This window comes from Polynucleobacter sp. HIN7, assembly GCF_030297595.1.
Lineage (GTDB): Bacteria > Pseudomonadota > Gammaproteobacteria > Burkholderiales > Burkholderiaceae > Polynucleobacter.
Genome location: NZ_AP028138.1, coordinates 1,520,840 through 1,535,536 on the forward strand (window position 1 = coordinate 1,520,840; position 14,697 = coordinate 1,535,536).

At 47.7% G+C, this 14,697-nt stretch carries 13 protein-coding genes; 9 read left to right on the forward strand and 4 right to left on the reverse strand.

Features of this window, described 5'->3' with window-relative positions:
* Nucleotides 1–22: 22 nt before the first annotated feature.
* Both secD and secF read left to right on the forward strand, forming a co-directional pair.
* On the forward strand, nt 23–1,882 hold the full coding sequence (gene secD / locus QUE64_RS07610) for a protein translocase subunit SecD (RefSeq protein WP_286225186.1): 1,860 nt from the start codon (nt 23–25) through the stop codon (nt 1,880–1,882).
* 3 nt (nt 1,883–1,885) lie between these two features.
* Nucleotides 1,886–2,860: a protein translocase subunit SecF gene (gene secF, locus QUE64_RS07615; RefSeq protein ID WP_286225187.1), complete on the forward strand. Its 975-nt coding sequence runs from the start codon at nt 1,886–1,888 to the stop codon at nt 2,858–2,860.
* Here secF and waaA read toward each other — a convergent pair.
* Together waaA and purB are read right to left on the reverse strand one after the other, a co-directional pair.
* Nucleotides 2,838–4,214 carry a lipid IV(A) 3-deoxy-D-manno-octulosonic acid transferase gene (waaA, locus tag QUE64_RS07620; RefSeq protein WP_286225188.1) on the reverse strand — a complete coding sequence of 459 codons (1,377 nt, stop codon included), beginning with the start codon at nt 4,212–4,214 and terminating at the stop codon, nt 2,838–2,840. The genes secF and waaA overlap by 23 nt on opposite strands.
* Nucleotides 4,211–5,596, reverse strand: a complete 1,386-nt coding sequence (gene purB / locus QUE64_RS07625; RefSeq protein ID WP_286225189.1) for an adenylosuccinate lyase — start codon at nt 5,594–5,596, stop codon at nt 4,211–4,213. Before purB ends, waaA begins: the two co-directional genes overlap by 4 nt.
* A gap of 80 nt (nt 5,597–5,676) precedes the next feature.
* Here purB and QUE64_RS07630 point away from each other — a divergent pair, with 80 nt between their 5' ends.
* Nucleotides 5,677–6,291: a glutathione S-transferase family protein gene (locus QUE64_RS07630; RefSeq protein WP_286225190.1), complete on the forward strand. Its 615-nt coding sequence runs from the start codon at nt 5,677–5,679 to the stop codon at nt 6,289–6,291.
* Between the two features lie 3 nt (nt 6,292–6,294).
* On the opposite strand, the gene mnmA is transcribed toward QUE64_RS07630, so the two are convergent.
* Nucleotides 6,295–7,404: a tRNA 2-thiouridine(34) synthase MnmA gene (gene mnmA, locus QUE64_RS07635; protein WP_286225191.1), complete on the reverse strand. Its 1,110-nt coding sequence runs from the start codon at nt 7,402–7,404 to the stop codon at nt 6,295–6,297.
* 201 nt (nt 7,405–7,605) lie between these two features.
* Here mnmA and QUE64_RS07640 point away from each other — a divergent pair, with 201 nt between their 5' ends.
* From QUE64_RS07640 to QUE64_RS07665, 6 genes are all read left to right on the forward strand, one after another.
* On the forward strand, nt 7,606–8,742 hold the full coding sequence (locus tag QUE64_RS07640; RefSeq protein WP_286225192.1) for a Re/Si-specific NAD(P)(+) transhydrogenase subunit alpha: 1,137 nt from the start codon (nt 7,606–7,608) through the stop codon (nt 8,740–8,742).
* A 17-nt stretch (nt 8,743–8,759) separates the two neighbouring features.
* The gene (locus tag QUE64_RS07645; RefSeq protein ID WP_286223472.1) at nt 8,760–9,095 is read left to right on the forward strand and encodes a proton-translocating transhydrogenase family protein; all 336 of its coding nucleotides are present in this window, start codon (nt 8,760–8,762) and stop codon (nt 9,093–9,095) included.
* Between the two features lie 14 nt (nt 9,096–9,109).
* A complete protein-coding gene (locus QUE64_RS07650) occupies nt 9,110–10,474 on the forward strand; it encodes an NAD(P)(+) transhydrogenase (Re/Si-specific) subunit beta (protein WP_286225193.1) in 1,365 nt (454 codons plus the stop codon).
* Nucleotides 10,475–10,554: 80 nt separating this feature from the next.
* Nucleotides 10,555–11,550, forward strand: a complete 996-nt coding sequence (locus QUE64_RS07655; RefSeq protein WP_286225194.1) for a tyrosine-type recombinase/integrase — start codon at nt 10,555–10,557, stop codon at nt 11,548–11,550.
* 5 nt (nt 11,551–11,555) lie between these two features.
* Nucleotides 11,556–11,759 (forward strand): hypothetical protein, encoded by a 204-nt coding sequence (locus QUE64_RS07660; RefSeq protein ID WP_286225195.1) that lies wholly within the window; start codon nt 11,556–11,558, stop codon nt 11,757–11,759.
* A gap of 15 nt (nt 11,760–11,774) precedes the next feature.
* Nucleotides 11,775–13,220, forward strand: a complete 1,446-nt coding sequence (locus QUE64_RS07665; protein WP_286225196.1) for a hypothetical protein — start codon at nt 11,775–11,777, stop codon at nt 13,218–13,220.
* A 225-nt stretch (nt 13,221–13,445) separates the two neighbouring features.
* Here QUE64_RS07665 and QUE64_RS07670 read toward each other — a convergent pair whose 3' ends face one another.
* Nucleotides 13,446–14,651, reverse strand: a complete 1,206-nt coding sequence (locus QUE64_RS07670) for an autotransporter outer membrane beta-barrel domain-containing protein (RefSeq protein WP_286225197.1) — start codon at nt 14,649–14,651, stop codon at nt 13,446–13,448.
* Between the last annotated feature and the right edge of the window lie 46 nt (nt 14,652–14,697).

Here is a 14,697-nt window from a genome sequence, read left to right on the forward strand (position 1 = left end):
TGGCGCTCACTAAGCCAGCACTATGAATCGCTACCCCCTTTGGAAATACCTTGTTATTGGGGTAGCTCTCGTCATTGGTTTTTTGTATGCCTTACCCAATATCTTTGGTGAGGCACCCGCAGTTCAAATCTCCGCAGCCAAACCTACGATCAAGGTCGACCTCACTACCCAATCTCGGATTGAGTCACTGCTGAACGAGTCAAGTATTCAAAACACGGGGATTTTCTTTGAGCGCACTGGGAATGTCGGTAGCATCAAGATTCGCTTTGAAAATACCGATACACAACTCAAAGCACGGGATTTAATTAATCAGAAGCTCAATGTGGATCCTAAAGAGCCCAACTACATTGTGGCACTAAATCTTCTCTCCAATACACCCAATTGGCTTGGCTCAATTAATGCTCTTCCCATGCCTTTGGGTCTTGACCTGCGTGGTGGCGTGTATTTCTTATTGCAAGTCGATATGCAAGGAGCAGTCCAGAAGAAACTGACTTCCTTGGCGACTGATATTCGTGGACAACTGCGTGATAAAGGGATTCGTCATCAAGGCATTGAGCGCGCAGGCGACGCCATTACGATTCGCTTTGGATCGACTACAGAAGCAGATGCTGCCCGCGCGGCACTAGCAGGCCCTCAAGCTGATCTAGAGTGGCTTCTGGAGAAATCAGCCGATGGCGCCAAACTGGTTGGGCGATTTAAGGCTAGTGCACTGAAAGAAGTTCAAGAGAATGCTGTCAAGCAAAACATCATTACCCTCAATAAACGCGTCAATGAATTAGCGGTCAAAGAGCCGGTGATTCAACAACAAGGGGCGGAGCGCATCGTGGTGCAACTTCCAGGCGTTCAAGATACTGCGCGCGCCAAAGATATTATTGGTCGTACTGCAACCCTTGAATCCCGCCTCGCAGATCCAGTCGCCTCAACGATTGGTCTCAATGAAACCCCGCCACCTGGTACCGATGTATTTCGATTTGGCGAGAATCGCCTAGGCGTCTTCAAAAAATCGGTGATCTTCACAGGCGATCGCATTACCGATGCAAGTGCTGGCTTCGATCAGAACCAACGCCCCTCTGTCAACATCTCACTGGATGCCGCGGGCGGAAGAGTGATGCAAGAGGTAACGCGTGAGAACATTGGTAAGCCCATGGGCATGATTCTGTTTGAAAAGGGCAAGGGTGAAGTATTAACAATTGCAACGATTCAAAGTGAGTTTGGCTCGAAGTTCCAGATTACTGGGCAGCCGACCACTGAAAGCGCCAATGACCTTGCGCTCCTTTTGCGCGCTGGATCCCTGGCTGCCCCCATGGAAATTATTGAAGAACGCACCATTGGTCCAAGCTTGGGTCTTGAGAATATTGAAAAAGGATTTACGTCTCTCATCTATGGCTTTGCAGCGATTGCGATTTTCATGATTGCCTATTACATGCTATTCGGCACATTCTCAGTCATTGCGCTTGGGGTTAATTTAGTTCTCTTAATTTCTTTACTATCAATGCTACAAGCCACACTCACCCTGCCTGGCATTGCGGCGATGGCATTGGCGATTGGTATGGCGATTGACTCTAACGTTCTCATTAATGAGCGGATTCGGGAAGAGCTACGCAATGGTGCGGCTCCCCATACAGCGATTGCGATTGGCTTTGATAAGGCGTGGGCTACGATCTTGGATTCCAATATCACGACACTCATTGCTGGTTTAGCCCTGCTTGCCTTTGGCTCAGGCCCCATTAAAGGCTTTGCAGTAGTGCATTGCCTTGGCATCTTGACATCAATGTTCTCCGCCGTATTCTTTGCGCGTGGCATCGTCAATCTTTGGTACGGACGTCAAAAGAAGTTGCAGTCGATTTCGATTGGCCAAGTCTGGCGGCCACAAGGGAAATAAATCATGGAATTTTTCCGAATCCGCAAAGATATTCCTTTCATGCGTCATGCATTGTTACTCAATGCATTTTCGTTAATTACATTTTTAGCGGCGATCTTTTTTATTTGGCAAAAAGGCTTGCATCTCTCGATTGAATTTACCGGCGGTACGGTAATGGAGATTACTTATCCACAAACCGCCCCCCTTGACTCCATTCGTGATCAGATTGCCAAAATTGGGTACACCGATACCCAGGTACAAAACTTTGGAAGCTCGCGCGATGTCATGATTCGTTTGCCTCTGCAACGCGATCAAACCGGTCAAGTTATTCCGTCCGCGCAGCAAAGTACTGCAGTCATGCAAGTACTGGAGGCCAATAATTCTGGGGCGAAGCTGCAGCGCGTTGAATACGTCGGTCCTCAAGTTGGAAAAGAACTAGCAATCGATGGAATCAAAGCCCTGATCTTTGTGGTAATTGGCATCATGATTTACCTCGCGTTTCGTTTTGAATGGAAATTTGCTGTAGCTGGTATCTTGGCGAACCTGCATGATGTGGTGATCATTCTGGGATTCTTTGCCTTCTTCCAATGGGAGTTTTCGCTCTCTGTACTCGCCGCTGTATTAGCAGTTCTTGGCTACTCGGTGAACGAGTCAGTAGTGATCTTTGACCGTATCCGTGAAAGTTTTCGCCGGCAGCGTAAGATGAGCCCGCGCGAGATTATTGATAACGCCATTACCAGCACCATCAGCCGTACCGTCATCACGCACGGCAGTACCGAGATGATGGTGGTTGCAATGCTAATTTTTGGTGGACCGTCCCTCTTCTATTTTGCCCTTGCGCTTACGATTGGCATCTTGTTTGGAATTTATTCCTCGGTATTCGTCGCCGCAGCTATTGCAATGTGGTTAGGTATTAAGCGCGAGGACCTCATCAAGGCGGATCGCAAGCCAAATGAAAACAATCGTCCCGATGATCCTAACTTTGGAGCGCAGGTCTAAGCTGCTCTAAGATTCGTTGGGTTGCGCCTTGATGTTCAGCTGCAAACTCAAGTGCATGGTCCCTTCGCTCGTTTCGCTCCACCGTATTTAGTAAAAGATTTTCGATCGCCCTTGCTAAGGCATCCATTAACACCATTTCAGAATCCCCAGTGATTCGAATGGCAGCGCCGCAAGCAACGGCATCCTCACTAGCCTTCTGAAAATTATAAGTATGTGGCCCCAAAATTACGGGGCAACCATTTGCACAGGCCTCAATTAAATTTTGTCCACCGGTTGGTAATAGACTGCCGCCCATCACCACAAAATCACTAGCAGCATAGTAAGCCGCCATCTCACCCATAGAGTCGCCAAGCAAAACGTCAATCTTTGCCCAATGCAAGGATGGATCCATTTCTTCACTGGAGCGAGGATCACTGAAACCAGAGCGGCGCTCAAAGGCTAATCCTGATTGATAAATAAGATCAGCAACCTCAGAGAATCGATCTGGATGGCGTGGCACGATGATGAGCAATGGCGCATGAAACCAAGTGTTGGTCTTCAGAATATGCTTCCAAGCATCCAGAATGATTACCTCTTCTCCGACTCGGGTACTGGCTGCGCAAACCACAAGGCGCCCCTGAGCTTGAACCGCTTTTTTCCAATGCTCTCCCAAGGCGCGTGTTTCAGGTTGGCTGGCGATATCGAACTTCATATTCCCAACGATCTGCACATTCTCAACACCAAGGGCTTGATAACGCTTCGCATCATGGGCTGACTGGGCCAAAATACCTGCAAACGACTGGAACAGTGTCTGGCCCGCTCTGCCAAAACTCTGTACACGCTGAAAACTGCGCTCAGATAAGCGAGCGTTGATCAGAAAAAGAGGGATCTCTAGTTGACGCGCCCGCAATACAAAACCGGGCCATGCCTCGGTTTCCATAAGAAGGCCCAGTCGGGGCTGAAAATGCTTCAGAAAACGCTCGATCGACCAACAAATATCGTAGGGTAAATAGACTTGTACGAGTCGACCTTGTTGAATCGCTTTCCAATAGAGCGCTCTGCCTGCCTCACGCCCCGTGGGAGTCATGTGCGTTAGAAGAATGGGGTGGCCTTCATGGAGCAGTGTCTCGATTAAGGCTTGGGTGGCATGCGTTTCACCAACCGAGACCGCATGAATCCATATCGGCCGAGTCTGAAATTTCTTGGTTTGATTGAATCCAAAGCGCTCGGCGATATGCTGACGATAACCTCGATGGTGACGACTGCGCCATAACAGACGAGCAATAACAATGGGTATTAAGAGATGCCAGATTGCCTCATACAAAAAATAGAGGCCAAAGGGGTAATGCGCAGCTGGGCGATTGGATCGACTCAACGCTTACTAGGCTTCAATCGCGATGCCAACTCTGCGGCCTTGCCCGTGTATGAAGCAGGGGTCATTTTTAGTAAACGCTTCTTCTCTGGCTCAGGAATCGCAAGGGTTTTAATAAAACGCTGCAATACATCGCGTGTAATGGCCTTACCGCGAGTTAAATCCTTTAATTGCTCATAAGGGTTCTCAATCCCGTAACGGCGCATCACCGTTTGAATGGGCTCAGCGAGAACTTCCCAGCAATCATTTAGATCAGATGCAATCGCCGTAACATTGACCTCTAATTTAGAAAGACCGCGTAGAGCGCTGTCATACGCCAATACGCTATGACCAAATGCAGGGCCCAAATTTCGTAAAACGGTGGAGTCAGTAAGGTCACGCTGCCATCTTGAAATCGGCAGTTTTTCAGCTAAATGACGCAGGAGTGCGTTCGCAATCCCAAGATTACCCTCAGAGTTCTCAAAATCAATTGGATTGACTTTGTGCGGCATAGTAGAAGAACCAATTTCCCCTGCCTTGGTTTTTTGCTTAAAGTAACCCAGAGAAATATAGGCCCAGAAATCACGATCGATATCGAGCAAAATTGTATTAGCACGAGCAATTGCATCAAATAGCTCAGCCATGCCATCATGGGGCTCAATCTGAATCGTATAGGGATTAAATTCCAAACCAAGCCGCTGTTCGACAACCTCTCTAGCAAATTGCTCCCAGTCAAAGTCTGGATACGCTGCCAAGTGAGCGTTGTAGTTACCAACCGCACCGTTCATCTTGCCAAGTAGCGCGACATTGCTAATCGCTTGAATCGCTCGCTCTAGGCGTTTTGCCATATTGGCAATCTCCTTACCCAAAGTGGTTGGTGAGGCTGGCTGACCATGGGTTCTAGATAGCATTGGAATGGTGGCATGCCGAACCGCGAGCTCATTTAAAGCCTTCAAAATTAAACGCAGTTGTGGAATCAATACATGATCACGCGCTCCCCGCAACATCAGGCCATGCGAGGTATTGTTAATGTCTTCCGACGTACAAGCAAAGTGAATGAACTCACTTGCTTTTAGCAACTTTGGACGTTTCGCAACTTTTTCTTTTAACCAATACTCAACCGCCTTGACATCGTGATTGGTAATCGCTTCGATCTCTTTGATACGCTGTGCATCTGCCTCTGAAAAATCACTGGCCAGTTTTAAGAGAAAAGCCTCATCGGCTGCATCAATCTTTGGAATATTGGCTAACTTAGCCTCGCTCAGCGCCAAAAGCCATTGGATTTCGACTACCACCCGCTGTTGCATAAATGCTGCCTCAGATAGCCAAGGACGCAGGGCATCAAGTTTTTTTGCATACCGGCCATCGAGTGGTGATAGTGCCGTTAATGAAGATAGCGTGGACAAGGGGTTCTCGTTACAAAGTGATCAAAACTTGATTTTAATGGGTTTATGGCCGACCTCATAGATTGCTATACTGCGCCCTTATGAAAATTATTGGATCCCTAACTAGCCCTTTTGTTCGCAAAGTACGCATCGTCATGGCGGAAAAAAAGATTGATGCCGAACTGGTCCTTGAGAATGTATGGAACTCAGAGACCACCATTGCAGAATTTAATCCTTTAAGCAAGATTCCGTGCCTGCTGATGGATGATGGCGGTGCCATGTTTGATTCGCGAGTCATTGCTGAATACATCGACACGCTAAGTCCAGTTGGCAAGCTCATTCCTGGTACTGGACGGGAGCGTGCTGCGGTTAAAACTTGGGAGGCCTTAGCCGATGGCGTAATTGATGCCGGTATTTTGGCGCGCCTAGAAAAAACCTTTCGCAATGATGGCGAGCAAAGCGAGAAGTGGCTTGAGCGTCAAATGCATAAAGTGCATCAGGGTATGGAGACCATGTCAAAGAGTTTAGGTAACTCTAAATGGTGCCATGGCAATCAATTTAGCCTTGCCGACATTGCCTTGGGATGTGCGCTTGGCTGGTTTGAATTGCGCTTTCCGGAGCTCAACTGGAAAACTCAATACCCAAACCTTGCCACGCATTTTGCACAACTATCGGATCGCCCCTCATTCAAAAAGACTACGCCACCAGCGCAGTAATGCTTAGCGAACGATAATTCCGCCGCCCAAGCAAACATCCCCTTGATAGAGAACGGCGGACTGGCCTGGCGTGACCGCCCACTGAGCCGTCTCGAATTGCAACTCAAAGGAGTCGCCGTCTTCGGCGGTAATTGCGCAGAGCGCATCCTCTTGCCGATAACGGGTTTTTGCGCTGTATTGGCCCAGTGGCGGCTCATGGCCTGAAATCCATGAGGCATCCATTGCAGCTAAGGTTTCGCTCAATAACCAGGGATGATCGTGGCCTTGTGCCACGTAGAGCGTGTTATTAGCAACATCTTTGCGGGCCACATACCAAGCATCACCGGTTCCATCTTGGCTACCGCCCAAACCAATTCCTTTGCGCTGCCCCAAGGTAAAGAATGCCAAGCCCATATGCTCCCCCAATTGCTTACCATCCACACTCAGGATCGGGCCTGGGGTTCTGGGCAAATAGCGGTTTAAGAATTCTCGAAAAGGGCGCTCGCCAATAAAACAAATCCCCGTTGAGTCTTTCTTACGAGCGTTGGGTAAGCCCAAATCTGCAGCGATCTCACGGACCTCTTTTTTGGTGATATCGCCAAGCGGGAACAGCACTTTGGATAATTGGGCTTGCGTTAAGCGATGCAAGAAGTAGCTCTGATCTTTCGTCAGATCCCGGGCTTTTAGTAGTTGCACATGATCAGCATGACGCTCAACTCGAGCATAGTGCCCAGTAGCGATCAAATCAGCCCCCAAATGCATCGCATGATCTAAAAACGCTTTGAATTTAATCTCGGCATTGCAAAGCACATCCGGATTTGGTGTTCGACCTGCTGCGTACTCTCTCAAAAAATCAGCAAAGACACGTTCACGATACTCTTGGGCAAAGTTCACTGCTTCAACATCGATCCCCAAGAGATCAGCAACAGATACAACATCAATCCAATCTTGCCGTGCAGAACAATACTCATCCTGATCGTCGTCTTCCCAGTTTTTCATGAAGAGACCAAGCACCTCATAGCCCTGGTCTTTTAGTAACCAGGCGGCCACCGAGGAGTCAACGCCCCCAGACATACCCACCACCACCTTTGGTCTGCCAGAAGGTGTAATTTTTTGGGATTCTGTGGCGGTCATGGCTGGAAAATAGAATTATTAGGGGAAACCATTAAAAAAGTGCGAAAATACAGAAATTGTTTCAAGCTCACATATTGTAAAAGTCTCGGTCAAGCTCTGGCCAAAGGGATATACAGGAGACTGGGCGGGCTAGCTCACAAGGCATGGCTAATTAATTAAAATGGTTCCTTTTTTAAAAATTCTTGCTTTTGGAGATACGCCATGCGCATTGGAGTGCCGCTGGAAACCAGACCCGGAGAAACCCGGGTTGCCGCGACCGCTGAGACCGTTAAAAAGCTGATTAGCCAAGGTCATCAAGTCATTATTCAATCAGGTGCAGGGGTTGGCGCCAGCCTTCCCGATAGTGCTTATGAGGCCGTTGGGGCCAGCATTGGCTCCGCAACCGACGCATTTGCCTGTGAGATTGTTCTCAAGGTTCGCGCGCCCCAGGCTGATGAACTAAAGCAGATCAAAGCGGGATCCGTCCTGATTGGCATGCTCGATCCCTTTGATAATGCAGGAATTTCTGCGATGGCAGCTCAGGGAATCACCGCTTTTGCCCTCGAAGCCGCACCGCGTACCACCCGTGCCCAGAGTATGGATGTGCTCTCCTCCCAAGCCAATATTGCCGGTTACAAGGCCGTGATGTTGGCCGCGAATGAGTATCAGCGCTTTATGCCCATGCTAATGACAGCTGCGGGAACCGTAAAAGCTGCCCGCATCCTTATCTTGGGTGCTGGGGTTGCCGGTTTGCAGGCGATTGCAACCGCTAAGCGCCTTGGCTCCGTCATTGAGGCCTCTGACGTCCGCCCTGCCGCCAAAGAGCAAATTGAGTCCCTAGGCGCCAAATTTGTCGACGTACCCTATGAAACCGATGAGGAACGCGAGATTGCTCAGGGGGTTGGTGGTTATGCCCGTCCTATGCCTGAGGCATGGATGAAGCGTCAAGCGGCGCTGGTGGCTGAGCGTGCAGCTCAAGCTGATATTGTGATCACCACTGCATTAATTCCGGGGCGCAAACCTCCTGTTCTCTTGCATGCCGATACCGTTGAGAAGATGAAAGCTGGCTCGGTGGTGATTGATATCGGCGCTGGGCGCGGTGAGAACGGCTCAGGGAACTGCCCACTAACTCGTGCAGACCAGGTGATCAATCACAACGGTGTAAAGATTGTTGGTTACACCAATTTACCAAGCATGGTGGCTGCGGATGCCTCAGCCCTCTATGCCAGAAATTTGCTTGATTTCATGAAGCTCATCATTAATAAGGAAGGGCAACTTGCCATTCCAGCTGCAGCCGATGACGATATTGTTGCCGCCTGCTTGATGTGCCGTGATGGCCAAGCCATTCGCACCAATTAATTATTGAGGGAACCAAAATGGATGCTGCTGCTATTCAAAGTCTATTAACCGTCCAAAACATCACAGTTTTTGTGTTGGCTATTTTTGTTGGCTACCACGTGGTGTGGAATGTAACACCTGCTTTGCATACCCCGCTGATGTCGGTGACGAATGCCATTTCAGGGATCATCATTGTTGGCGCGATGTTGCAAACGGAAGTCATCAATGGTGATGAAATCACCCTAACAAGCTTGATTGGAGCGCTAGCGATTTTCTTAGCATCCATCAATATCTTTGGTGGTTTTATGGTTACTCGGCGAATGCTTGAGATGTTCAAGAAAAAAGCTCCGAAGAACGAATCGGCTGGCAACTAATAAGAGAGCACATCATGTCAAACTTCACAGCCATTTCTTATCTTGTTTCGTCCGTGCTATTTATTTTGGCACTCAAAGGACTCTCATCCCCAACCACCTCGCGCCAAGGCAATGTCTATGGCATGGTTGGGATGGCACTTGCGGTTATTACTACCTTCCTCATTCCAAGCTTTAAGCCGGTTTATTGGTTAATTGGGGGAGCAATCATCGCGGGCGCCATCATTGGTTCGATTGCAGCACAACGCGTGCAAATGACCAAGATGCCCGAGCTAGTTGCATTAATGCACTCCTTTGTTGGTTTATCAGCGGTGTTAATTGCAATTGCTGCGGTCTTTAATCCCGCCCAAACCCATAGCGGGGCTCAGAAGATTGAGTTGTTTATTGGCGCCTTTATTGGTGCGATTACCTTCACCGCATCCGTCATTGCCTTCGGAAAACTCTCTGGCAAGGTGAGCGGTAAACCAGTGAGTTTTTCAGGACAGCATTTGCTCAACTTGATCATGGCGATCTTGATGGTCGCTGCTGGCGTTGCATACTTCCTCACCGATAGTCACGCCGCATTCTTGATCATGTGTGCAATTGCCCTAGTGCTCGGTATCACCTTGATTATTCCGATTGGTGGCGCTGATATGCCAGTAGTGGTATCGATGCTCAACAGCTACTCTGGCTGGGCAGCAGCTGGTATTGGCTTCACCCTCAACAACCCAGTGTTAATCATTGCGGGTGCTTGCGTTGGATCCTCGGGTGCGATTCTGTCCTACATTATGTGTAAGGCAATGAACCGCTCAATTACCGCTGTTTTGCTGGGTGGTTTTGGTGCGGAAGCTGCTGCAGGTGGTGACGATGGCGGTCCCAAAAACTACAAAACAGGTTCTGCAGAGGATGCCGCCTTCTTGATGACCAATGCTGATACGGTGATCATTGTTCCTGGCTACGGTCTTGCAGTAGCGCGTGCTCAGCATGCCCTTAAAGAGCTCACCGAGAAGTTAATTCATCATGGTGTTACTGTGAAGTACGCGATCCACCCTGTTGCCGGTCGTATGCCTGGCCACATGAACGTACTATTAGCCGAGGCCGAAGTTCCTTACGATCAAGTGTTTGAGATGGAAGACATTAACAGCGACTTTGGTCAGGCAGATGTGGTTCTTGTTTTGGGCGCCAATGACGTAGTAAATCCCGCAGCACGCACGCCTGGTAGCCCCATCTTCGGTATGCCCATTTTGGAAGCGTTCAAAGCCAAAACCATCATCGTCAACAAGCGCTCGATGGCAGCTGGCTACGCTGGCCTCGACAACGAACTCTTCTACATGGACAAAACCATGATGGTCTTTGGTGATGCTAAGAAGGTGGTTGAGGATATGGTCAAAGCGGTTGATTAGGACTGCTAGACCAATAGATATAAGGCTGTAAGGGAGATTTAAAAGGGCTTGTCCAATTCCTGTCCAACTGGAGAGGAAAAATGGCATCGATTCGTAACCGTAACGGTAAGTGGCAAGCCCGAATCACCCGCAAAGGACAACAAGCTGTTGCCAAGTCCTTCTCAAACAAACAAGATGCAGAAAAATGGGCAAGGCAGATCGAATCCGAAATTGATAAGGGCTGCTATACCAATTTAGTTCTGGCTGAGCGAACCTTGTTTTGCGAAGTAATTGAGCGATATATCCAAGAAGTCACCCTGAAAACTCGTAGTATGCGAGAGGACACTTATCGATTAAAAGCTCTGGCAAGGCATCCAATTGCCAAACAATCGATGGTAAATCTAACGCCCATGAAAGTAGCGGAATATCGAGATGAACGACTAAAGATAGTCTGTAATGGCACAGTTATTCGAGAGCTGAGTTACTTCTCTTCCATTATTAATCACGCCAGACGGGAATGGGGCATCAATATTAATAATCCTATCCCGCTAGTAAAAAAGCCGCCCAGCACCCAGGGAAGAAGTCGCATCCTAACAAATGAGGAGCTTAGTAGACTATATGAAGCACTCAAACCGAGAGTTAAAAATGCAAATCACTGGATTCTTCCAATAGTTAAGTTTGCCCTTGCAACTGCAATGAGGCGTGGGGAATTATTGGCTTTGAAATGGACTGATATTGACCTTAATAAACAAACGGCACATATCCCGATAACAAAGAATGGTGATAGCAGAACTGTTCCACTGTCTTCAGAAGCAGTTTTAGTACTAAAAGATCTCCCAAGAAGTATTAACGGGAAAGTGTTTCCAATCACTAACTCCACCCTCTCGGCAGCGATTGAAAGAGCAAGAACTAAAGCAAATATTGATGACTTTCATTTTCATGACCTACGCCACATGGCAATAACCAGTCTTGCCGATAAACTACCTAACTTAATTGAGTTGTCTTCTGTAACGGGTCATCGAAGTCTTGCTATGCTTAAACGCTATTACCATCCAAGAGCTGAGGATATTGCAAGAAAGTTAGATAAGATTGCCTAAATGGAATGATTACCGTAAAGCACAACTCAGAAATTCACGAATTTGAAACTCTCGATCAAGCAATGGCTTGGGCGAAGGAACTGGGCGAATTTATCAGGATTGAATTTGACGGGATGGAAGTTGTAGGGAAGTTTGGGGCAGACGGTATCTTGGACGGTAAGTTTCCCAATGGCGAAGCCTATACATGGGTAAAGCGCAGAAGAAGATAAAGCGATTAAAAGATCATGTCTTTATTTGAATACCGAGTCTATTCAAAACATCCTGCTATTAAGTTGCAAGCTCAAGCTCTAATTGAGGAGATGCTCAAGGACTACCGTAGAAAGCCACCCAAAGCTCGCATTAGTAGCCTCACAAAGTGGATGAAAACCGCCGTAGCCGCTCTATATCTCATCGGCGGTTACCAAAAGGGCGATGTACAGATTCCTACGGGTCGCAATCACTACCATGGAGTGACACGACGTAGCCCCATGTATCAAAGCGAACTCTTGGATTGCCTCAAATGGCTCATTAAGAATGGATATATAGAAAAGACCAAACCAGCTCATCAGAGTGAGTCTGGCACGTGGACACCCGCATCATATCGATTGACTCGCAAGTGGCTCGATATAGCGGTTCAATTCTGCCCGTATCAAACCCGTCAAGAGCAGATTCTGAAAACCATCACTCGCAATCCAGAAGCTCCACTCATCGAGCTGCGAAAAGACGGCAAACGGATGCGACTCAATCATCATCCTGAGAAATGGATCTGGTTAGACCGCATTGCAGCCTACAACAAACGACTAGAGTCCCATGAGATTCGGCTCAACGGTGAAGTCATACCACCCGTTGTCTTTTCCCTGACCCGCATCTTTAATGATGGTGTATTTACCCGAGGTGGGAGGTATTACTCGACCTTTCAGGGCTTTAAGTCTCAATTACGACTATTGCTAACGATTGATGGCGAACCCGTTGTGGAGGTTGACTATAAGGGTTTGCATCCATCACTTCTTTATCAACGGGCGGGCTTACCTGAGCCGACTCGTGATGCCTACACGATTGAGGGCTATCCCAGAAAGCTCGTGAAGAAAGCCTTCAATATCCTCATTAATCGTAAGAAACCTGCTCCAGCAACTCAAAGTCTCATCTTTTATTTAAATAAAAATAGACAAGAGTATAGGGACGATCAGCACCCTCAGCCACCCACTATTAACAAGGCTTATTGCATCGCCTTAGAACAGGCTGTTCGAGACCATCATAAGCCTATCGAGCAGTTCTTTTGCACTGGTATAGGACTGGAGCTTCAAAATCACGATAGCCTCTTATGTGGCTCTGTATTTGACTATTTTCTGATGAAAACAGACGCTATTGTGCTGGCAGTGCATGACTCATTTATTGTGAAACAAAGTGATATGAGCCACCTTGCTGAAGCATTGAAATATGCTGAATATTGGGTATCCAGAAAGCTAAACAAGCCTTATCGAGAACCAGAACTAGAAGCTGAGGTTGCTAAACCACTACCGAATTACGATCAACTGCTAATGTCTGCATTTGGAGAGATTATTGCCACAAAGACCACTCCTGAAGAGGCTATCCTAAAGGAACATCTCAACCAAGAATTAGAAATCCTAGACGATATTCAATCATTAGCTGACGCAGATGCTGACTCTGATGAAGGCACAGAATTAAGCTAATTAACTGTACTAGAGCAGAAGATGAAGGAGCTATGGCTTATTGGTACGAGTAAGCCCATCAATATAGCTAAATATCAATATATATCAATTATTTACAGAGGTTCTGGTTTAATGACTTTTCTGAAAAATAGAGCTAGTCAAGTAATTGATAATTAGCAAAGACACCAACCTTTTTAAATGAAAAAACCCGCCGAAGCAGGTCTTTTGCTGACTTACTACAGTGGATTACAAGCCGATGGTGTAAGTCGCCATCACCGTAGAGGTTGACACGGCTTGAAATGGCTCTTGGCGGTAAATGCCAGTGACACCAATACGTTGGTTCTTGAGGATGTCATAGTAGCCGCCGACTGTTGCAGTGGGTCTGGTCTTGACTGGATTGGGGTTGAAGTTCACGGGGGTTAAACCATCCACTCCAGTGGCTGAGTATGAGCCATTACTGGTATTGGTATCGGTCTCAACGCCCGCACTGGCAAACAAGGTAGTCTTTGGAATACCACGGTATCTGGCTTCAGCGCCAGCTAGTACAGTGGTGGCATTGGTATTCAATGCTGAGTAGGTAAGCGGTGCTGTTACTGCACTGGTAGCGGCTTCGGTATAGCCACCCATATTGTTTTGGGTATACCGCACTCCCGCATAAGGAGATACAACTACATCAGGCATCACAGCAAAACCATACTTGGCGACCACTTGAGCACCTTGGCTAATCAGTTGGGAACCGCCACTACCGGCTTCACTAGTACCAACCACCTGACGAGTAATAGTCGTATCTTTTTGTCCATAAGCGGCAGAGACTTTGACTTCCGCACCCACTCCATCGGGACGCTGGCTCCACACCCCAAAGAGTCCAATCATGGGGGTGCTATTACCCAATTGAACCGTGCCGGGACCGCTACGAGATAAGTTCTGATCCACCCAGGCACCAATTCGGCTGTTGTTCTTATCCAAGCGGTAAGAGGCGATCAATAAGCCGCTGGTGTTGTTGATCCCTTGAGCTTGTACGGTGGTATTGCGACCACCCGCACTAACACAAATACCACGCTTATCAAATAAGGAGCAGTCATAGGTAAAGCCATTGACCATGACGGTATTTTGTAAAGTAAAGGTACCTTGCAAGACTGAGGCGGTGTTGACGAGGGATTGTTGAGTGTCAGCGGCGGAGGGACCGAAAAATGCCTGAAGATCAGTTAACACTATATATGCATTTGATAAGTCTAATCTTGCAATTTGAGCTGAGCTTAGACGAAATCCAAGGATGGATCCACCATTGAGCCCGCCTGGGGTTGAAATATTGGGCGTAAAAGTCGCCAATAATCTTCCCGAGGAGTCGTATACAGAGATGGATGGCGTTGAGTAGATTCCAGGAGTTGCGCTTACAGCATAATTGATAAAGCCCGTTACGCCACTGGCAAGTCTTGAAAAAGAAATGCTCATTTTTCCAATATCTGTATTTAGACCAATATAGTTAAATGGCGCATCC

What these genes read in the sequence shown, in the direction of transcription:
- secD (WP_286225186.1), top strand. Translation starts at nt 23, where the DNA reads ATGAATCGCTACCCCCTTTGGAAATACCTTGTTATTGGGGTAGCTCTC.
- secF (WP_286225187.1), top strand. Translation starts at nt 1,886, where the DNA reads ATGGAATTTTTCCGAATCCGCAAAGATATTCCTTTCATGCGTCATGCA.
- QUE64_RS07630 (WP_286225190.1), top strand. Translation starts at nt 5,677, where the DNA reads ATGAAAATTATTGGATCCCTAACTAGCCCTTTTGTTCGCAAAGTACGC.
- mnmA (WP_286225191.1), bottom strand. Translation starts at nt 7,404, where the DNA reads ATGACCGCCACAGAATCCCAAAAAATTACACCTTCTGGCAGACCAAAG.
- QUE64_RS07640 (WP_286225192.1), top strand. Translation starts at nt 7,606, where the DNA reads ATGCGCATTGGAGTGCCGCTGGAAACCAGACCCGGAGAAACCCGGGTT.
- QUE64_RS07645 (WP_286223472.1), top strand. Translation starts at nt 8,760, where the DNA reads ATGGATGCTGCTGCTATTCAAAGTCTATTAACCGTCCAAAACATCACA.
- QUE64_RS07650 (WP_286225193.1), top strand. Translation starts at nt 9,110, where the DNA reads ATGTCAAACTTCACAGCCATTTCTTATCTTGTTTCGTCCGTGCTATTT.
- QUE64_RS07655 (WP_286225194.1), top strand. Translation starts at nt 10,555, where the DNA reads ATGGCATCGATTCGTAACCGTAACGGTAAGTGGCAAGCCCGAATCACC.
- QUE64_RS07660 (WP_286225195.1), top strand. Translation starts at nt 11,556, where the DNA reads ATGATTACCGTAAAGCACAACTCAGAAATTCACGAATTTGAAACTCTC.
- QUE64_RS07665 (WP_286225196.1), top strand. Translation starts at nt 11,775, where the DNA reads ATGTCTTTATTTGAATACCGAGTCTATTCAAAACATCCTGCTATTAAG.
- QUE64_RS07670 (WP_286225197.1), bottom strand. Translation starts at nt 14,651, where the DNA reads ATGAGCATTTCTTTTTCAAGACTTGCCAGTGGCGTAACGGGCTTTATC.